Annotated in this window: 18 protein-coding genes; 11 read left to right on the top strand and 7 right to left on the bottom strand. The window is 63.6% G+C overall.

From position 1 onward, the window contains the following. The first annotated feature begins 137 nt into the window (after nucleotides 1-137). Both GA615_RS22095 and GA615_RS22090 read left to right on the top strand, forming a co-directional pair. Nucleotides 138-491 (top strand): DUF2513 domain-containing protein, encoded by a 354-nt coding sequence (locus GA615_RS22095; protein ID WP_161602486.1) that lies wholly within the window; start codon nucleotides 138-140, stop codon nucleotides 489-491. A gap of 316 nt (nucleotides 492-807) precedes the next feature. Beyond that, complete coding sequence (locus GA615_RS22090) at nucleotides 808-1,638, top strand: class I SAM-dependent methyltransferase (protein ID WP_152053494.1); 831 nt, start codon at nucleotides 808-810, stop codon at nucleotides 1,636-1,638. Between the two features lie 259 nt (nucleotides 1,639-1,897). Here the strand turns inward: GA615_RS22090 and GA615_RS22080 are convergent, their stop codons facing one another. Continuing rightward, complete coding sequence (locus tag GA615_RS22080; RefSeq protein ID WP_152053493.1) at nucleotides 1,898-3,640, bottom strand: glycoside hydrolase family 64 protein; 1,743 nt, start codon at nucleotides 3,638-3,640, stop codon at nucleotides 1,898-1,900. A gap of 237 nt (nucleotides 3,641-3,877) precedes the next feature. On the opposite strand from GA615_RS22080, the gene ubiE reads away from it, so the two are divergent. The 4 genes from ubiE (at nucleotide 3,878) to GA615_RS22060 (ending at nucleotide 8,346) form a co-directional block, all read left to right on the top strand. Further along, entirely contained in the window at nucleotides 3,878-4,651 is a 774-nt protein-coding gene (ubiE, locus tag GA615_RS22075) for a bifunctional demethylmenaquinone methyltransferase/2-methoxy-6-polyprenyl-1,4-benzoquinol methylase UbiE (protein ID WP_152053492.1), read from the top strand. Next, nucleotides 4,648-5,286, top strand: a complete 639-nt coding sequence (locus GA615_RS22070) for a UbiX family flavin prenyltransferase (RefSeq protein ID WP_152053491.1) — start codon at nucleotides 4,648-4,650, stop codon at nucleotides 5,284-5,286. The genes ubiE and GA615_RS22070 overlap by 4 nt, the downstream gene beginning before the upstream one ends. 16 nt (nucleotides 5,287-5,302) lie before the next feature. After that, nucleotides 5,303-6,208: a UbiA-like polyprenyltransferase gene (locus GA615_RS22065; RefSeq protein WP_152053490.1), complete on the top strand. Its 906-nt coding sequence runs from the start codon at nucleotides 5,303-5,305 to the stop codon at nucleotides 6,206-6,208. A 122-nt stretch (nucleotides 6,209-6,330) separates the two neighbouring features. Continuing rightward, nucleotides 6,331-8,346, top strand: coding sequence for a prolyl oligopeptidase family serine peptidase (locus GA615_RS22060; protein WP_152053489.1), 2,016 nt, complete (start codon nucleotides 6,331-6,333; stop codon nucleotides 8,344-8,346). Between the two features lie 256 nt (nucleotides 8,347-8,602). Here GA615_RS22060 and GA615_RS22055 read toward each other — a convergent pair whose 3' ends face one another. Together GA615_RS22055 and GA615_RS22050 are read right to left on the bottom strand one after the other, a co-directional pair. Further along, the gene (locus tag GA615_RS22055) at nucleotides 8,603-9,580 is read right to left on the bottom strand and encodes a DUF1559 family PulG-like putative transporter (protein WP_152053488.1); all 978 of its coding nucleotides are present in this window, start codon (nucleotides 9,578-9,580) and stop codon (nucleotides 8,603-8,605) included. Between the two features lie 95 nt (nucleotides 9,581-9,675). Continuing rightward, a complete protein-coding gene (locus tag GA615_RS22050) occupies nucleotides 9,676-10,125 on the bottom strand; it encodes a hypothetical protein (RefSeq protein ID WP_152053487.1) in 450 nt (149 codons plus the stop codon). A 253-nt stretch (nucleotides 10,126-10,378) separates the two neighbouring features. Here GA615_RS22050 and GA615_RS22045 point away from each other — a divergent pair, with 253 nt between their 5' ends. Next, the gene (locus GA615_RS22045) at nucleotides 10,379-10,618 is read left to right on the top strand and encodes a hypothetical protein (protein ID WP_152053486.1); all 240 of its coding nucleotides are present in this window, start codon (nucleotides 10,379-10,381) and stop codon (nucleotides 10,616-10,618) included. Here the strand turns inward: GA615_RS22045 and mqnE are convergent, their stop codons facing one another. Next, on the bottom strand, nucleotides 10,619-11,770 hold the full coding sequence (gene mqnE, locus GA615_RS22040; protein WP_152053485.1) for an aminofutalosine synthase MqnE: 1,152 nt from the start codon (nucleotides 11,768-11,770) through the stop codon (nucleotides 10,619-10,621). It lies immediately after the preceding gene. A 185-nt stretch (nucleotides 11,771-11,955) separates the two neighbouring features. On the opposite strand from mqnE, the gene GA615_RS22035 reads away from it, so the two are divergent. Beyond that, the gene (locus tag GA615_RS22035) at nucleotides 11,956-12,726 is read left to right on the top strand and encodes a hypothetical protein (protein WP_152053484.1); all 771 of its coding nucleotides are present in this window, start codon (nucleotides 11,956-11,958) and stop codon (nucleotides 12,724-12,726) included. Between the two features lies 1 nt (nucleotide 12,727). Here GA615_RS22035 and GA615_RS22030 read toward each other — a convergent pair whose 3' ends face one another. Continuing rightward, the gene (locus GA615_RS22030; protein WP_201750281.1) at nucleotides 12,728-13,111 is read right to left on the bottom strand and encodes an SWIM zinc finger family protein; all 384 of its coding nucleotides are present in this window, start codon (nucleotides 13,109-13,111) and stop codon (nucleotides 12,728-12,730) included. 273 nt (nucleotides 13,112-13,384) lie between these two features. Here GA615_RS22030 and GA615_RS22025 point away from each other — a divergent pair, with 273 nt between their 5' ends. The 3 genes from GA615_RS22025 to GA615_RS22015 all read left to right on the top strand — a co-directional run bounded on the left by GA615_RS22025 (nucleotide 13,385) and on the right by GA615_RS22015 (nucleotide 15,712). Beyond that, nucleotides 13,385-14,335: a MotA/TolQ/ExbB proton channel family protein gene (locus GA615_RS22025; protein WP_235905611.1), complete on the top strand. Its 951-nt coding sequence runs from the start codon at nucleotides 13,385-13,387 to the stop codon at nucleotides 14,333-14,335. An 87-nt stretch (nucleotides 14,336-14,422) separates the two neighbouring features. Continuing rightward, nucleotides 14,423-14,869, top strand: coding sequence for an ExbD/TolR family protein (locus GA615_RS22020; RefSeq protein WP_152053483.1), 447 nt, complete (start codon nucleotides 14,423-14,425; stop codon nucleotides 14,867-14,869). 120 nt (nucleotides 14,870-14,989) lie between these two features. Beyond that, a complete protein-coding gene (locus GA615_RS22015) occupies nucleotides 14,990-15,712 on the top strand; it encodes a YqaA family protein (RefSeq protein WP_201750280.1) in 723 nt (240 codons plus the stop codon). A 115-nt stretch (nucleotides 15,713-15,827) separates the two neighbouring features. Here the strand turns inward: GA615_RS22015 and GA615_RS22010 are convergent, their stop codons facing one another. Together GA615_RS22010 and GA615_RS22005 are read right to left on the bottom strand one after the other, a co-directional pair. After that, nucleotides 15,828-16,088, bottom strand: a complete 261-nt coding sequence (locus tag GA615_RS22010; protein ID WP_152053482.1) for a hypothetical protein — start codon at nucleotides 16,086-16,088, stop codon at nucleotides 15,828-15,830. 116 nt (nucleotides 16,089-16,204) lie between these two features. Then, nucleotides 16,205-17,635: an Nramp family divalent metal transporter gene (locus GA615_RS22005; protein ID WP_152053481.1), complete on the bottom strand. Its 1,431-nt coding sequence runs from the start codon at nucleotides 17,633-17,635 to the stop codon at nucleotides 16,205-16,207. Nucleotides 17,636-17,704: the final 69 nt, after the last annotated feature.

The raw sequence follows: 17,704 nt of genomic DNA, 5'->3' as shown, positions 1-17,704 counted from the left end.
AACTCAAGTAGAATCAGGGAATTAAGGTGATGGTTGCAGCAAAGATTTGATGATGAAAAGCTGATGCTTGTGATATATGGAGTAGTTTGCTAAGTTTAAAGGCGTTAGAAAGCGGGAGATTTATTGTGAAGCGAGACATGGAATTGATCCGCAAGATGGTGCTGCTCATGGAAGAAGATCCAAGCGGATGGGCTCCGGACATGAATATCGAGGGCTACTCGCCCGATCAGATCGGCTATCACGCTTATTTATTGGTTGATTCCGGACTCGCCACTGGCTCTGATGTCACCCCTATAGGAAGTTCTATGCCAGTATACATCTTGAATCATCTGACTTCTAGCGGTCATGATTTTGCCGACAGTGCTCGAACACAGTACATTTGGGATGAAGTAATGGAGGACATGCAGAAGAAAGGAGTGGTTTCGGCGGCACTTGATTTAGTCAGAAAGTTGTTGGATACACGAATCAAGAAGCACCTTAATGCGGAGTAACTGCAGCTGCGGTGGAGGTGGCCCCGCTTGCTCGCCACCGGGGCGGCGAAGCCGCAAAAGGTAGCGGAATGCCTCACCGTGTACTCTCGTCGCTCCGCGACCCCGGTTGACGAGTGTGCAACCGGGGCCACCCGCGGTGATTGACCCCGTCGGCGCTCTTGAACCTGCCGAGGTCGAGGTCGATGATGGAACACCTTCGTTGTGGGAGGCCTCCGTGCGGTTGCTGTCGAGTGGGTTTGCCCCATCAAGGTGAAGCCTCTTTGGAGGAGGCCCCAGGGATTATTGGGAGACCTTGAGGCAATGGAGGGCGGTTCGGGTGAAGCGTCGACACCTGGTCGAGCTGGAAGACCTGCCCTGGTGGCCGCGGGTGTTCCGTGATGCGGCAACTGACTATCTGGTCGCGGCGATTCGTCGCGCCCGGGTGTACGACGGCCTGGCGCCTCGCCTGGCCGACGCGATCAAGCGGAGCGGGGCGGAGCAGGTGGTCGATCTGTGTTCCGGCGGTGGCGGGCCGTGGCCCGATCTACTCCCGGCCCTCCGCGCCGCCGGGGTGGATGTGCCGGTCTGCCTGACGGATAAGTATCCGAATGTTGACGCCTTCAACCGGTTGGCGGCAACGACGCCAGGGGTTCGGTTCGAGGGGGAGTCGATCAGCGCGACTGGAGTGCCGCCGCGATTGGCCGGTTTCCGCACCGTCTTCACGGCATTGCATCACTTTCGTCCGGCCGAGGCTCGGGCCATCCTGGCGGCGGCAGTGCGAGACCGGCAGGGGATTGCCATCGCGGAGGCGTTGTCGCGGTCGTGGGGGACGCTGGCTGTGCAGGCGCTGGTCCCTCTGGCGGTCTGGGCGCTGACGCCGTCGATCCGGCCGTTCCGCTGGTCCCGCCTGTTCTGGACGTACCTCTTGCCGGTGATTCCGGTCGCAATCCTCTTCGATGGGGTGGTCTCGACCCTGCGGATTTACACCCCGGAGGAGATGCTGGCGATGGGGCGAGCGGTCGGCGGCGACGGGTACGAGTGGGAGGTCGGGTTTGAGCGCCCCGCCGGATCGCCGGTGCCGATTCCCTATCTGATCGGGATGCCGGCGCGGGGCGCATCGGGAACACAAGCAACTGACCAAGCCGGGCCGAGTCACGGTTTCCGGTAAGCGAGGCGATGAGCTTTCATCGGGAGCACGGAACAGCGTTCTCAAGGAGGCGGGACTGAGGCAATGACGACGACGAGAAGACGCGAGGTGATCGGGAAGGCGGATGCGAACTTTGCCGCCGATGTGCCCGAACTTTCCTGGCTGCGTCGAGGATCTGGAGGTTAACGCCTGAACGTTCGGAGTGTGCCTGATTCAACGGTGGTGGAAGATCAATGCCTCCACGAGGGTGTAGGCATGGCACCCGGCGGCTGAGGAGCGGTCAATCCCACCCAAGCGTGACGGTGACCTGGGGGGAGTGGGAGGAGGAGCCGGTGACGGTGGGGTTCTGGCCGTAAACGTCGTCGTAGTCGAAGCCGTAGGCGAGGCCGTCGAGGCCGTATTGGTGCCAGAACTGGGAGTAGAAGTTGGCGGGGGATTGGGCGTAGAAGGAGGAGGTCTGGGTGAAAGGGGGGACGTTGATCGCAGGATTCTGGGCCGCGACGTGGCGGGTGAAGCCGGCGACGATCTGGGCCTGGATCGCCTTCTCGATGGCGTTGCCGGTGGCCATGTTGCCGGCGGCGGCGAAAATCTCCCAGGTTTTGGGCTTCTGGATGGTGTAGGTCGGGCCCTGGGGGTTGCCCTTCGGATGCAGCGTTAGCACCTGGGTTTGAGGGGAGACGGTGCCGGTGAAGGTACCGAGGACGTTCTGGAACTCCCAGGTGGTGGTCTGGAAGGAGGTCCAGACGCTGTCGATGTACGTGTCAAAATAGATGGGATTGTTCGCCTGAGAATAGATGCCGTGCTTCGGAGCGAGGATGCGGTAGGGGGCCTGGGCCGTCCTCAGGGACTGGAACGCGGAATCAACGTCCTGGGCGTATTTCTGGAAGAGGGTGGATCGGCTGGTTTCGAGCCCGACGGTCTGGTCGGACTGGCCGGTTTGCGAGAGCGTGAGCTTCAGAGGAACGCCGAACTGGTCAACCTGCGTGGTATTGCCGTTGAACCCGGAATTCATGGTGGAGAACTCGATCCAGTCAACGTACAGGTTGAGGTTCGGGTCGGTCGGGTTGCCGAAGTCGGGACCGGCGTAGCCGATGTTGCCGGCGGCGTCGTGGTTGACCTTCAGGTAGAGGGGGCTCCCCATGCCGATCCAGAGCCGGGCCCCCTGGAGCTGGTAGGGAACGTCCCAGCCGGAGGCGAACTGGTCGATCGTGTGGAAATAGTTCGAGTAGTCGATCTTGTTTTTTGTGAGGTGCCCCGCCGCGGTGTTGTCGCTGAGCGCCATCGCGGTGGTGGAACCGTTTGAATCGACCCGGACAAACGTTCCGGAGGCATCCTTCGCGGTGATGGCGACGTGGATCGACGCGTTGGTGTAGGCGGGTGTGCCGTGGGGATCGCGGCCGGGAGCGGTGAGATTCTCGAAGCGGAAGGTGACGAAGGGGGTCGCCTCGGCCCCCTGATTGCGCCAGGCCATCAGGCCCGTTCGCAGGAGCTGAGCGCGACTGGCGGCGGAGGTGGCCTGGGCCGTGCCGGGGATGGGTCGAGATCGGAAGGCGCTGGCGGCCTGGAGGAAATCCTCCGGATCGACGTCGAAATCGCCGGAAACGTCGCCGGCGAGTCCGACGGAGACCACGAACGCGCCGGTTGATTCGCCCTGGCCGGAGACGGTGAGGGAGAAGTCTCCGGGGCGGAGGGGGACGAAGGCGGTGATGGTCTCGCCGGATCGGATCTGGTGGGGCACGACCGCAGGGCCGGAGCCCCGGCGAATCTGGACCTGTCCAGGCATGAAGGGGCTGTCGTCGAGCGGTCGGACCTCGATCTGGTAGACGATCCGATCGGAAGGGCCGGGATCGACCCGATCGGCGGTCAGGGGTAAGGGAACCGAGGCTCGCTGTTGGGGAGCCTCAACGGTCCCGAAGCGGTGGAAAAGGGCGGGGACGGTGCTGAGCAGGGTTCGGGCCTCGAGGGGCTCGCAGGATGGTCTGGGAAGCAGTGAGAGAGGGTTCCGACGGCGGCGGTTTCGCATGCGAGGTTTCCCGGTGAGGAATTCGAGCAGTGCTTCCTGGAAGGTGATCGATTCTGACCCATCCTCATCAGCAACGGATAGGACCGAGAACGGCCTCTGTCAATTTAAAGGGCGAACGGAGCGCGGGGGCCAGATGGTGATCGTGGACAAAAAGGGCCGATCGTCTATATCATCCGGTGGTGAATGACTGTTCCAGGTTCCGCCCCGATCCAACGACTGTTGACGGACAGAAACGACGTGGCCACTCAGACCGACTCGGAAGACGCGGTGTCTGCCCCGGAGATTGACAAATCGGGGCATCGGGTGCGCTCGATGTTCGCGTCGATCGCGGGAAAGTACGACCTGTTGAATCACCTGCTGAGCCTGAATATCGACACGCTCTGGAGGCGGTTCACCGTTAAGACGGTGCCGCCGGAACCGGGGGTGCCGGTGCTCGATTGTTGCACGGGGACGGCGGACCTAGCGCTGGCGTATGACAGGGCGGCGGGGGGGAAGACGCCGGTCGTGGGGTCGGATTTTTGCCGGGAAATGCTGCTGATCGGCAACGTGAAGGCGAAGAAGCGGGGGGCCGAGGAGCGGGTGACCTTGATCGAGGGGGACACCCAGCGGTTGCCGTTTCCGAGCAATGGGTTCGGCGTGGTGACGGTGGCGTTTGGCCTGAGGAACGTCAGCGACACGGCGAAGGGGCTGGATGAGATGATCCGGGTCGCCAGGCCGGGGGGGAAGGTGGCGATCCTGGAGTTTTCGAGGCCGAGGGGGCCGGTGCTGGGGAGGGCGTATCTGACCTTCTTCAAGCATATTCTGCCGAAGGTGGGGCAGACGATCGCGCCGAATCAGTACAACGCGTACAAATATCTGCCCGAGACGGTGATGCAGTTCCCCGACGGGCAGGAGATGTTGGATTTGATGGCGTCGAGGGGATTGACCGAGACGGTGCAGCATCCGTTGACGTTCGGGATCGCCACGCTGTACGTCGGGACAAAGCCGGCATCGACGGGAGCGGGGTCGTGAGCCGGTCGGACGAGGCACTGCCGATTGTGCTGGCGATCACCGGGGCGAGCGGGGCGCCGTATGCGGTGAGGTTGCTGCAGGTGCTGTGCGGGTCGGGTCGGACGGTCCATCTAACGATCAGTTCGAGCGGCGCGCATGTGATGAGGGAGGAAACAGGGATTGCGCCGGGTCAGTCGGTGTCGCGGTTTGATGCGGGGGTGTTCGGCGATCTCGGGCCGGGGCGGGTGGTGTATCATCATCATGCGGACTTCACGGCGGGGATTGCGAGCGGATCGTTTCCGACGGGGGGAATGGTGGTTTGCCCTTGCAGCATGAGTACGCTGGCGTCGATTGCGCATGGGGTGACGACAAACCTGATCACAAGGGCGGCGGATGTTCACTTGAAGGAGCGTCGGAAGTTGATCCTGGTGCCGAGGGAGACCCCCTTGAACCTGATCCACCTGGAAAACATGACCGCGGTGACGCGGGCGGGCGGGGTGGTCTTGCCGGCGATGCCGGGGTGGTATCATCAACCGAACTCGCTCGATGATCTGGTGAACTTCGTGGTGGGGCGGATTTGCGATCAGCTCGGCGTGGGGAACGACCTGATCCGGCGCTGGGGATACGGCAAACCGTCGACGGAACGTGAAGGCTGATCGGACCAGAAGACTCATGACCACCGATGCTCGACCGACCGGCTTTCTGGGAAAGCTGGGCGACATTCTGGGGATGATTCGGTTCAGCCATACGCTGTTTGCGCTGCCGTTTGCCCTGCTGGGAGCGGCGATGGCGGCGTTGGAGCCCTCAGGAAGGGCGAACGCGGGGGCGAAGGAATGGATCGGCATTCTTTTGTGCATGGTGACGGCACGGTCGGCGGCGATGGCGTTCAATCGGCTGGTTGATCGGCAGATTGACGCGAAAAACCCGAGGACGGCGACGCGGCACCTGCCAAGCGGCAGGCTCTCGGTGCGATCGGTCGCAGTGTTCACGGTGGTGAATGCGGCGTTGTTCATCGGGGCGACGGGGTTGTTCCTGCCGGAGAATCCGTGGCCAATTCTGCTGTCGGTGCCGGTGCTGGTGTGGTTGTTCGGGTACTCGTATGCGAAGCGGTTTACGAGCCTGGCGCACTACTGGCTCGGGGCGGCGCTGGCGATGGCGCCGATCGCGGCGTGGATCGCGCTTCGGGGGGACCTGGCCTGGCCGCCGGTGTTGCTGGGGATCGTGGTGCTGTGTTGGGTGGGTGGGTTCGACATCATTTATGCGTGTCAGGACGCGAGTTTTGATCGGTCGAGCGGGTTGAGGAGCATTCCGTCGCGGCTAGGGATTGCGGGGGCCTTGCGGCTGGCCGCGGCGAGTCATGCGGCGATGGTGGCGGCCCTGGTGGGGCTGGGTTTGAGTGTGCCGGCGTTCGGGGGGATTTACTGGGCGGGCGTGGCGGTGGTGGCAGTGTTACTGGTGTATGAGCATTCGATCGTGCGTCCGGATGATCTGGGCCGGGTGAATGTGGCGTTTTTTCAGGTGAATATCGGGATTAGCCTGGGATTGCTGGCGGTCGGAGTGGTGGATCTCCTGGTCTGAACCATCGGTCCGGTGAGTGGTTGGTGGGGTGAGGGCGGATCGCGTGATAGAATCGCGGTCTCGCCTGGAATCGGCGGCGCAGGAGCCGTCGAAGTGTTGCCCGCTGGCCCGGAGCCGCGATCATGATCTTGCCGTCTCTTCGATCCGGAATTGGCCGGACGATTGGTCTTGCCCTGGTGTGGGTGTTAATGCCGTTCCGATCGGACGGACAGGACAATCGGCATCCGCCGAGCGCCGAACAACTTGCCGAAATCGAGGAGAAGACCGCCGCGCTGGCCAAACAGCTTGATCGGCTGGCAGACGCGTTGACTCCCGAACAGAAGGAGCTGGGCGACGCGCTGGCGGATGTGGCGGTTTTTCACAAGGCGGCGGAGTGGATCGTCCGGCACGAGGAGTATTTCGAGAAGGATTCGGCGCAGTGGACGATCGACGCCCTGGATCGGGGGCTCCAACGGGTCGAGCAGGCGATCGCGGGGGATCGACCCTGGGAATCAGCGGCGGGGGGAGTGGTCAGGGGGTATCGGTCGATCGTCGATGGATCGGTGCAGCCGTATGCGGTGTATCGGCCGGAAGGGTTGGATCGGTCGCAACGGGTGCGGCTTGATGTGGTCCTGCACGGGAGGAACGCGCGCTTGAATGAGGTGAGGTTCATCCGGGATCACGACGGGAAGGACGCTCCGGAAGGATTGAGCGATCGGATTGTGCTGCACGTATATGGCCGGGGGAACAACGCGTATCGATGGGCGGGCGAGTCGGACGTGTTCGAGGCGATTGACGCCGTGCGACGGACGGAGCGGATTGACCCGGAGCGGATCGTCTTGCGAGGGTTCTCGATGGGAGGGGCCGGTGCCTGGCATCTGGGCCTGCACCACCCGAGCACCTGGGCCGCCGTCGAGGCCGGGGCCGGGTTTAGCGAGACGATCAACTATGCCAGGCAAACGGACCTGCCGAAGTATCAGCGCAAGGGCTTGCACATTTATGATGCGGTCGATTACGCGCTGAATGCGTTCAACGTGCCGATGGTCGGCTACGGGGGAGAGGAGGACCCGCAGTTGCAGGCATCGGAAAACATTGTGCAGGCGCTGAACGAACTGGGTTTCACGACCACGACGGAAGGGTTGGAAACGCGGGCCGAGGGGCTGAATTTTCTCCGGGTGGTCGGCGCAGGGATGGGGCATCGGGTCGATCCGGCAAGCAAGGAGGTGATCGACGCGTTTCTCGATGAGCATGCGAGGCGGGGGGTGAATTACGATGCGTCTCGGGTGCGGTTCGTGACGTACACGACCCGGTACAACCGGGCGGCGTGGATTCAGGTGGAGGAGTTGCTGGAGCATTACCAGCCGGCCACGGTGGATGCGGAGGTTGATCCGGACAACCGCGACGTGGTGGAGATCACGACCGAAAACGTGGCAGTGCTGGCGGTCGAGCGTCAGGTGGCGGCGCAGGCCCGGATCGACGGGGTGACGTTGCCCCTTTCGGAAGCCGGGGGGAACCTCTTGCCGCACACCTATTACCGGCGCGAGGGAGCGAACTGGATCGTGCTCGATTATGAGCAGTCACGCGCCATTCAGTTAAATCTTCGAACGCGCAAGCATGCGGGACTTCAAGGGCCGATCGACGATGCGTTCATGGGGCCGTTTCTTTGCGTCCGGGGAACGGGAACCCCCTGGAACCCGGCGGTTCACGCCTGGGCCGAAGCGCGGCTGGAGCGGTTTGCGGCGGAGTGGAACCAATGGATGCGCGGAGAGTTGCCGATCAAGGATGATACGGATGTGACGGCCGAGGACTTCAAAAAGTTCCACCTGATTCTGTTCGGTGATCCCGGTTCCAATCGGCTGATGGAGCAACTGTTGCCGCAGCTTCCGGTGTCGTGGACCCGTGAGCGGGTTGGGTTTGCCGATGCGAACCCGGCCGCCGATCATGCTCCGGCATTGATCGTTCCCAATCCGGTGAGCCTGACCCGGTATGTGGTCGTCAACAGCGGTCACACGTTCGGGGCCGATGCGTTCCGGGGAACCAATGCTCTGCTCTTTCCGAGGCTCGGTGATTATGCCGTCATTCGGATCGCGGAGGACGGGGAGGACGAGGTCGTGTCGTCAGGATTCTTTGATGAAGCGTGGAAGGTGAAGGCCGAGTAAGTCGAGTCTCCACCCCATTCGCTGACCGATTTGACCCTCTCTCCCCGCGTGTTCGAGGGACGAGAGGGCAATGTCCCGATCATCATTCCTGGCGTTGTGTTGTCGGCTCCCCCCCCGGCCCTCTTCTCCGGCTTGAGGGCGAGGGTGACAGGTCCCAACTTTCGACTCCGGGACCATTCTCCGACCCTCTCCCCGACCTTCGGGGGAGAGGGTGGCGGAGGAACATCAACCGCCGGAGAACTTGCCGGATGCTACATCAATAGTCATCGGCCGAGAGGAGTTCGCCGCCGTTGCGGGTCACAAGCCCCGCGAAGGTCCGGATGTTGACCGTCTCCTTGATGAATCGGACCGAGCCGTCACCGAGCAGGACGTTTGCCCCGCCCGGGTGGAAGGCGAAGACCTCCGAGGTCCCCTCCGTCCCGTAGTAGGGGTGCGGGAATGGGCTGGTGCCGACGTCCTCGCCGTTCGTGCAATTCAAGGGGCAAGGTCCGGGCAGAAGGGCTCCGCCGGGAGCGGAGCCGTCGAGCGTCAGGTCCGAGGCCGGCCGCGCCCAGCCCCCACCGTTGACGCGAACCTGGGCCAGGTCTTCGCTGATTTGGTTGCCTCCTTTGCGGAACAGGAACGGCCGGCCGGCCGATTCGGCGTACATGATCGTGTTCGACGTGCCGTCCCGCACGTCTGCCAGCCTCGGCCGTTCGTTCTTCGGCAGCATTCCCTTGCCCACCCCATCGACCAGCCTCGCCGAGAGCAAGCGGGCATCGACGCCGATGGTCGGTGAGTAGTCGGTCACACCGTTGATGTTCGCCACAAACGGCGAGAACTCAGGGATGCCGTCCCGCCGCTCGGGCAACGGCGACGACGGGCAGAGGAAGGTCTTCACCTGCGTCAGACTTGACGTTGTATTCACCGGATGGCCCCAAGTCGCGTTGAGATTGAACGTGTGATAGAGATTGCCCCCTTCCAGGTATTGCAGCAGGTAGGTCAGGCCCGCCGTCCGGGGCAAGGGGGTCAGGCCGCCCGGCCGGAGGCTGGAGGGCAGATGCCCCTGCACGTCGTGGAACGTGTGCGCGGCGATTCCCAACTGCTTCAGGTTGTTGACACACTGCGCCCTCTGGGCGGCCTCGCGGGCGGCCTGCACCGCCGGGAGCAAGAGGCCCACCAGAACACCGATGATCGCGATGACCACCAGCAACTCGATCAGCGTGAACCCCTTCCGCGTGCCGTTCGATCTCATCAGACGTACCTCACCGTTCCTGAATTCTTGAATTCGGCCTTCCGAGCCGACGCCCCGCCGGACCGCCTCGTCCCGAAAACGCTCTGGATCGTGTCTCATCGGATTTGGAACTCCTCCAGGCGGTTCTCCCCTTCGATGACCGTCACCTTCAGCGGCGACTGCTCGGGGCTGGTGTACTGGGGGGGAATGACATTCGCTCCCGGAACTGCCTCGCCATGCTCGAACCGCAGCTTCCACCATTCCACAGTTACGGCGTAGTCGCCCGCCGGGGCGCCGTCCCCCTCGGACCAGGTCGAGAGCCGGAAGGTGCCATCCGGTCCCACCTGCGCCCGAGGACGCTCCTCACTGCCGTCGGTCGGGTGGAAGACGAGAAACGCCCCCGCCGCCGGCTCGCCGCCGACGCGCAAGACCCCCTCCACCGGGTAGGTCTTCGGGCCATCGTCGCCCGAACACCCCAGGCCCCCGATCGCCAGAGCAAGCAGCATCGGCCCGCTCGCCCAACCTCCAGCCCGGTATCCCCCTCGACGTGTGTCCTGACGGCTCATCTTGCGGTCCTCTGATCCACTTCTCACCCGACGCGCCGACCAGACGCGACGTGGTGCAGGATCATTACCAAGTCGATCGTCTTAGTCAAGATTGAATCTTTGGTATCTCATGTTTCTTGGTGATCTTTTGCGGCCTGCGTGCGTACACCTACTCGGTCCGTGCCAGGCCGGGCTGGGCTGGGACGCAGAGGGATGTCCGACACGAGGCCGCGAAGGGGAAGTCGTAACCTTCATCTGGGAAGGTGTTTACGCCGTGATTCGGACGTGCGAGTGGGGCGGAGATCGTGGGTGGGCTCCGGCCGATGATGCCGGAGCGGCCGGGAGCACCGGCTCCCCCGAGAGCGAGGGCGAGGGTTGGAGCCGAGCCAAACTCGGTGAGGCGTCGGATTGGGTGGATCAGTTCATCCATTCGAAACAAAAAAAGGCCAATGCCCGAGAGGCGGAACTCTCGGACATCGGCCTGTTCTTCCTGGATCACGAACAGATCACATGATCAGCGAACGACGCCGGCGAGGGCGGGGACGTCGATGTGCTCGCCGGGCCACCAGCGGGCGCCGTCGCGTTCGATGCGGTGGTAGAGGGTGTCGCGTTCGACGGGATCGCGGCCAGCCTCGGCAATGAGGCGGCGGATCTCGTCGATGGTCATTTCCTCGGGAGTCTCGGCGCCGGCTTCGTGGTAGATCGTCTCATGCACGACGGTGCCGTCGAGGTCGTCGGCCCCGAAGGAGAGGGCGACCTGGGCGGTCTTGATACCGAGCATGATCCAGTACGCCTTGATGTGAGGGAAGTTGTCGAGCATCAGGCGGCTGATGGCCATCGTTTTCAGATCCATCACGCCAGAGGGCTTGGGAATCTCGTCCATCCGGGAATTGTCCGGGTGGAAGGCCAGCGGGATGAAGGTCTGGAAACCGCCGGTTTCGTCCTGAAGCTCGCGGAGGCGGATCATGTGGTCGATCCGGTGCTCGGGGCGTTCGATGTGCCCGTAGAGCATGGTGGCGTTGGAGTGCAGGCCCAGTTGGTGGGCGGTGCGGTGGACCTCAAGCCAGGTTTCGGTCGAGGCCTTCGCGCCGCAGATCTGGTCGCGGACCTCGGGGTGGAAGATCTCGGCACCACCGCCGGGAAGGCTGCCGAGGCCGGCGTCGAGCAGGCGTTGAAGAATGTCGCGGAGGGACGAGCCGCGTTCGATCTTGCGGAACCACTCGTACTCGACGGCGGTGTACGCCTTCACGTGAATCTCGGGGGCGGCTTCCTTCACCCACCGGACGACATCGACGTAATACTGGAACGGGAGCTTGTGGTGCAGACCGCCGACGATGTGCAGCTCGGTGGCGCCTCGGGCGTGGGCCTGTTCGGCCCGTTCCTTGATCTCGGATTCGCCCATCGTGTAAGCACGCGGGTCGTTCAGGTCGGCGCGGAAGGCGCAGAAGTCGCACTTGTAGACGCAGACGTTGGTCGGATTGATATGAGTGTTAACGTTGTAATAGGCAAAATTGGCGTTGTAGCGCTCGCGGACGAGGTTGGCCATTTCCCCGAGCGTAAACAGATCGTTCGTGGCGTAGAGCGCCAAGCCGTCGTCAAAGCTCAGGCGCCGGCCTGCCTCAACCTTCTCGCGAATCTCCAGCAATCGGGGATCGTCGGTCGCCATGCGTGGGGTCCAGGTTGGAGGAGGGTCGTCCCGGAAGACTCGGTTTCGTCAGTAAGTTTAGTCGGAATTGAACGGACCATCAAGGCACGGTTCGAGCGCGGGATGCTTGCGGTTCGGCATCGGGTCTGCGGGTCAGAACGGAGACGTATGGACTTCCGAATTTGTCCCGAGCGGAGCATCCGACGATGGCCAACTCTCGAAACTCCAAGGTCGAGTTGCTGGAAGGTGGAGACATTTTCTTTCTCTACCGGCCCGACGTCGAGGAGCGCGACCCGGAAGGGCTCGACGACATCCAGCGCTTCATCATGGTCTTGCATCCGAGGAGGGCCAGGCGATACCGCCTGATCACCCTGGGACGCAAGCGCATGCCGGAGCTTGAGAACGGCGGTTCGCGTCACTGGGCCTTCGTGTCGAAGGTCTGCGCGAACCGAGACGAGGCGCACGAGGAGTTCGCCTCGGAGACGTACAAGACCAAGACGCGAGGGACCCGGCACCAACCGGCGGCCCGACCGGCGGGCGAGGGAGTGTATGCGATCGTCCGACACGGCGATCATACGCACCTGGCCTACGCGCTCGAACTGCCGGAGACGCCCGGAACCGTGCAGAAGGAACTGAACATCGAACCGCAGGCCAGCTACATCCTTTCGGTGAAGAACCCAGAGGCGTCGTCGCCGAAAGGGGTGGGGCTGTCCGAATCGCAGCAGGCGGAGTTTCCGAAGTCGCTGCAAGAACGGTTCGACGGGCGGCGCTTTCTGGCGGTCGATCCTCCCAACTTCCTCAACCACGAAGGGGCCGAACTGATGCTGATTGGGGCTCACGACGACGTGGCAGAGGAACTTGGGATCGATCTCGACCCTCAACAGGAAGACGTGGATCAGGCCGAGATTCTTCGAGAATTGAAGCTCCATCGATCGCCGAAGATGCTCAAGCCGCTGGTCGAGGGACAGTGGACCTGAGTCAAGGGGATCGGGGGACGGACAGAGCCCCGTGCGTCTGCTCACCGGAGAGCAAGGCGGCGGCCGCAATTTCCCGCTCGGTGCGCTCGATGAGCCCACAGGCAACGAGGGCTCGGATGTGCTTGCAGCCGAGCGGGTCGAGGCCATCGCGTCGGTAGATGAAATCGGGGCAGTCGCAGGTTGCGCCGTGACGGGTCTGGGAGACGTCGTACCGGGTGCCGTCGGGCTTGGTCAACTGGAAGGCCCGGCACGCGAGGAGAGGGTCGGCCAGGATCGGCCGGACGAGATAGGGGAAGGTGTTGATCGTCAAATAAAGCTCATAGGCTCGGCCTCTGGAGGCATTCGAACCGTGAGAACCCCTCGCCGCGGTCATTGATCGAGCCATGACCCCCACCTCCTCGCCTCGCTTCAGGTCCAAGTTTGCGCAAGATGTACACCTGTATTGTATACGAAGGGAATGGGGGTGCAAGTTCGTTGTGGCCCGGAAATTCGATTGAATTGACAGGGGGAGCCGGGCCGCTAGAATCGTGCTCGAATGGTGAACCGCGGCGTGCCGGGCGGGCGTGCTTGCCCGAGCGATCCAGGAGGGGGCCGGGCCTTGATCTCTTGCGAAACGGGATCGGGACCGTGATCGTACAAAAGGCCGGGAGGGTGCCCGATGGGCCGAGTCCGAGCAGGTGTCGCGGGGCTTCGGCTCGTGGTGCGATTGGCGTCGCTGGTTGGCCTGATCGTTACGATGACGATGGTGTCGGCCGCTCAGGAACAGGCGCCGGAGCCGGAGGCGATCGACCCGAGCGATCCAGTGGCCGAGGTGGTGGTGGATCGCCTGACCGAGCCGCCGATCGGGGCTGATGGTGAGCTGGGGGCAGCCGATGCTGCCGAACCGCAAGCCGCTCCGGTGGGGACGTCGAGCGTTTGGACCTTGATCCGCACCGTCAACCCGATGCTGATTCCGCTGGTGCTGTGCTCGGTGGCCACGGTGGGCTTCACGCTGGAACGGGCAGTGGCCTTGCGGCGGGCTCGGGTGATTCCGAGGGATTTTGTCGAGCGGTTTCTGGAACGGCTCGCCGCGGGAAAGCTGGACCGCGACCGCGCCGCCGAGCTGTGTCGGGCGCATGAAAGCCCGGTCGCCCGGATCTTCGGCCATGCGATTCGCTACTGGGGCCAGCCGGCAACGGCGATCCGGCAGGCGGTTGAGGCGGACGCGGCGTCGGAAATCGCCGACATGAAGCGCAACGTGCGGGTGCTGAACGGCACGGCGACGCTTGCTCCGCTGCTGGGCTTGCTGGGCACGGTGGTTGGCCTGATTGAGGCATTCGAGGCACTGGGAGGCCCAGCGATTCAGGATGCCTCACGAGGCCAGGCGCTGGCCAATGGCATCAGCCTGGCGTTGGTGGCGACGGCGTTTGGCCTGGTGATCGCGATTGTTTCGGTCATTGCGTACTACGCCCTCTTGAACCGGATCGACCGGCTGGTGAGGGAGCTGGACGAGCAGGTTCGCCGGGTGATCGAGCTGGTTTCGGCCGAGACGTGGGCCGGGAACGATCGGCGGGGGATGCCGGGTCTGACCGCGGCCGAGCGCGGGCGGCCGGAATCGCGAGCCCTTTGAGGTGGTGACGGTCTGATCCGTTCGGAGATGCAACGATCTTCACGACCGAAACGATGATCCGAGGCCGAGACGGAGCCGAGGCCCCTTATGCTGGGTGATGGACAGAACACCGAGGAGATGCCCTTTATCAACATGACGCCAATGGTGGACGTCATGCTCTGTCTTTTGATCTTCTTCATGGTCGCCTCGCGGCTGTACGATTGGGACGACCTGCAATTTACGGTCCGGGTGCCCGAAGTCGGCAATGCCGCGCCGCTGACCTCGGCCCCCGAGGACCTGAGGTTGACGGTGATCGAACCGGGCCGGGTGGCCGTGGGAGCCGAGGAATACGACCTGGAGGCGCTCCGCGACCTTCTGGAACAGGCCCAGGCAAACTACGACGAGCAAGGGGTACAGATCCGGGGCGACGCGACCCTGAGTTTCCAGGATCTGGCCGATGTGCTGTCGGTCTGCGATGCGTCCGGGATTCGCAACGTCTCGCTCCTGGTGCGACCGGAACCGGAATCCGCAGCGTCTCCGGACGACGCGCCGTGATTCAAACGACCGGGGATTGAGTGGACTCGATCCCAGGGCGAGCGATGCCGGGGAAGTGCTTCCGCGGGTGGCTCGGCCGAGCGTTTTCCTTCATTCCTCATTGTGGAGTCTTGCCCGCTCATGGCATCGCACGACGCCTCTGTCTCGATCACCGCCGAAGCCGCGCCGCCGGTTTCGAAATGGGCCGTGCACCGGCGGATGTACAACTGGGTCTTGAGCTGGGCGGAAACCCGGTACGGGTTGCCGGTCTTGATGGCGATCTCGTTCATCGAGAGTAGCGTCTTCCCGATCCCGCCGGATGTGTTGCTCATCCCCCTGGTGCTGGCCGCGACCACGCGATGGGTGCGGCTGGCGTTCTGGTGCACGGTCGCGTCGGTGCTGGGCGGGATGTTCGGGTATGCAATCGGCTTCGCGGCCTGGGAAACGGTGGGGACCTGGATTGTCCAGAACCTGGCCCATGTGGACCTGGTGACGGTCGAAGGGCGCGAGGATATTGCGCTGCCGAGTTATCTGCTGAAGTCGATCGGGGCCGAGCGGCTGGGAGGGGAATACCTGTTCCAGGTCTATGACCACTGGAACGCCTGGATCGTGTTCATCTTCGGCCTGACCCCCCTGCCCTACAAGCTCGTGACGGTGACGGCCGGGGTGGCACAGGTGAACCTGATCGTCTTCACGCTGGCCTCGATCGCCTCGCGAGGACTTCGGTTCTTCGTGGTTGCCTGGATCATCAAGACGTGGGGACCGCCGGCGAGGCTTTTCGTTGAGAAATACTTCAACTTGCTCGCGGTCCTGTTCACGCTGCTGCTGGTCGGCGGCTTCGCGGTGTTGAAGTTCGTGCTGTGATCGGATCGGTTTGATCGGGGGCTCGATCGACCAGATCGCACATGACGAAACCGGGGAGAGGCACCTCGACCGCTCGGTGCCAGTCCCCGGTATTGTCATGCGCCTCATGAACCGATCAGCGGCGTGAGGGTTTTTTCGTTTTCTGGGCGGCCCGGCGTTCCTTGCCGAGCTTTGCCGCGGAGACGAACCAGAACGGGGCAATCACCACGCAGACGATCGTCGCCGTGGCGGCACCAAGTTGCTGGGCCCGCTGCTCTTTTTGGCGGTTGGAGAGGGACGCCCCGTCAATCCAGGTGACGGCGACCAGACCGACAAGCACCGCAAGCACCAGCGCGGCTCCCGTGACGATGAGCGGGAGCTTGAATTGACGCATCATCAGCGCAGTTCCCGAGGGGACGTGAATCGGGATCGAGAAAACGGAGACGAGGGCGGCATCATCGCACGGCCCCCGTCACGCAATCAAGAGGCAAAACGGCGCGGAGGTGTTCCGCTTCAGATCAGGCCGAGTTGCGAGGCGCCGAGGTATCCGCCGGCGAAGATGAGGCCGAGCATCGAGATCCAGAGCAGGAGATCCCAGAGTTTTCCGGCCGTGACGCGCGGGTCGGACCTTCGGTAGCGAAGGAAGACGGCGGCGGAGGCGATCAGTGGCAGGGTGATGGCCTGCATCAGGCCGCCGAGCGTGACCATCCGCACCGGACTGCCAAGGCCCATATAAAGCAAGAGGCCGAAGATCGGCAGGGCCACGCAGAAGAAACGAACCCACTTGCGGCGGTATTCCTCGGAGTCTCGGGGGTAGTAGTCGCAGACGCGGAGGAAGTCGGCCAGCAGGCGGCCGGTTCCGGCCGTGGCGGCAAAGAGGGTCGAGTAAAGCACGGCGATGGCGCCAAGGACGAGGAACCACTTGGCCGCGGTGGGTCCGAGGGCCGGCTCGTACATTTGCACGAGGGTGAGGATCATCTCATCGACGCGGTCGGGCAGGCCGCCGGCCTCGGTCTGGCCGTGCAGGACGGCGGCGCCGAGCAGGAAGAAGGCGACCGTAGCGATCGTGTAGACGACCATGCTCACCCAGGCGTCGAGCTGCAAGACGCGCATCCAGCCTCGGGCACGCTGAATCCAGGCGCTCGAGTCGTCTCGGGGGCCGGTCGATCGGGCGTAGCCTTTTTCCATGCACCAGTAAGGGTAGCTGAGCAGTTCCGTGGCCCCGACTCCGGTGATGCCGAACATGGCCAGGGCGGCCATGATGATCGTTGGATCGTTCGGAATGCGGAAGGTGAGCCCCTCGGCCAACTGCCCCCATCGGATCGCCACGTCGGGGGGCAAGAGGATGACGCAGAGGACGGTCATCAGGGTGAAGACGGCGACAAAGGCGGTCATCGTCCGCTCGACCAGGCGATAGCTGCCGGTCCAGAGCATCGCGGCGGTCAGGGCGGTGACGAGCACTCCCCAGAACAGTTCGGGGCGCTCATTGAGACCGAGGCTGCCACCGAGCAAGACCGTCACTCGGGGCAGGATCATCGACGCGGCCTGGCCGATGCCGGCGATCATCGCGCCGATCTGCAACTGCGTGACCAGCAGCATGATCGCGCACCACCAGACAAGCAACGGACCCGGCCCCGGCAGCGATCGGAAGCCGGAGAAGGTCGTCTGGCCGCTGGAGACGGCGTAGCGTCCCAGCTCGACCTGAACGAAGACCTTGATGAAGCAACTGATGATGACCAGCCAGAGGATGACGAATCCGGCCTTGGCCCCGGCGTGCGTGGTGGCGATTAGCTCGCCGGTGCCGACAATGGCCGCGGCGAGAATCAGGCCGGGGCCGATCTGCCGGAGCGCCTTGCCCAGGGTCGGGGGCGGCTCCTGAATCTGATCGACCTGGCCGAGACGGGGGTCTTCGGCGGCGGAGGCCGGGGAAGTCGTGCGGCTCATGGGCTCGGCCAAGTCCGGGGAGAGCGGATTGGGTTGGTTGCGGTGGTCATCGTAAAGGCCCCGCGGAGC

This window comes from Tautonia marina (genome assembly GCF_009177065.1).
Lineage (GTDB): Bacteria > Planctomycetota > Planctomycetia > Isosphaerales > Isosphaeraceae > Tautonia > Tautonia marina.
This window is presented reverse-complemented; position numbering and strand designations above follow the sequence as displayed.

What these genes read in the sequence shown, in the direction of transcription:
- mqnE (WP_152053485.1), bottom strand. Translation starts at nt 11,770, where the DNA reads ATGGCGACCGACGATCCCCGATTGCTGGAGATTCGCGAGAAGGTTGAG.
- GA615_RS22015 (WP_201750280.1), top strand. Translation starts at nt 14,990, where the DNA reads ATGGCATCGCACGACGCCTCTGTCTCGATCACCGCCGAAGCCGCGCCG.
- GA615_RS22055 (WP_152053488.1), bottom strand. Translation starts at nt 9,580, where the DNA reads ATGAGATCGAACGGCACGCGGAAGGGGTTCACGCTGATCGAGTTGCTG.
- GA615_RS22035 (WP_152053484.1), top strand. Translation starts at nt 11,956, where the DNA reads ATGGCCAACTCTCGAAACTCCAAGGTCGAGTTGCTGGAAGGTGGAGAC.
- GA615_RS22050 (WP_152053487.1), bottom strand. Translation starts at nt 10,125, where the DNA reads ATGAGCCGTCAGGACACACGTCGAGGGGGATACCGGGCTGGAGGTTGG.
- GA615_RS22025 (WP_235905611.1), top strand. Translation starts at nt 13,385, where the DNA reads ATGGGCCGAGTCCGAGCAGGTGTCGCGGGGCTTCGGCTCGTGGTGCGA.
- GA615_RS22005 (WP_152053481.1), bottom strand. Translation starts at nt 17,635, where the DNA reads ATGAGCCGCACGACTTCCCCGGCCTCCGCCGCCGAAGACCCCCGTCTC.
- GA615_RS22095 (WP_161602486.1), top strand. Translation starts at nt 138, where the DNA reads ATGGAATTGATCCGCAAGATGGTGCTGCTCATGGAAGAAGATCCAAGC.
- GA615_RS22020 (WP_152053483.1), top strand. Translation starts at nt 14,423, where the DNA reads ATGCTGGGTGATGGACAGAACACCGAGGAGATGCCCTTTATCAACATG.
- GA615_RS22080 (WP_152053493.1), bottom strand. Translation starts at nt 3,640, where the DNA reads ATGCGAAACCGCCGCCGTCGGAACCCTCTCTCACTGCTTCCCAGACCA.
- GA615_RS22010 (WP_152053482.1), bottom strand. Translation starts at nt 16,088, where the DNA reads ATGATGCGTCAATTCAAGCTCCCGCTCATCGTCACGGGAGCCGCGCTG.
- GA615_RS22060 (WP_152053489.1), top strand. Translation starts at nt 6,331, where the DNA reads ATGATCTTGCCGTCTCTTCGATCCGGAATTGGCCGGACGATTGGTCTT.
- GA615_RS22030 (WP_201750281.1), bottom strand. Translation starts at nt 13,111, where the DNA reads ATGGCTCGATCAATGACCGCGGCGAGGGGTTCTCACGGTTCGAATGCC.
- GA615_RS22065 (WP_152053490.1), top strand. Translation starts at nt 5,303, where the DNA reads ATGACCACCGATGCTCGACCGACCGGCTTTCTGGGAAAGCTGGGCGAC.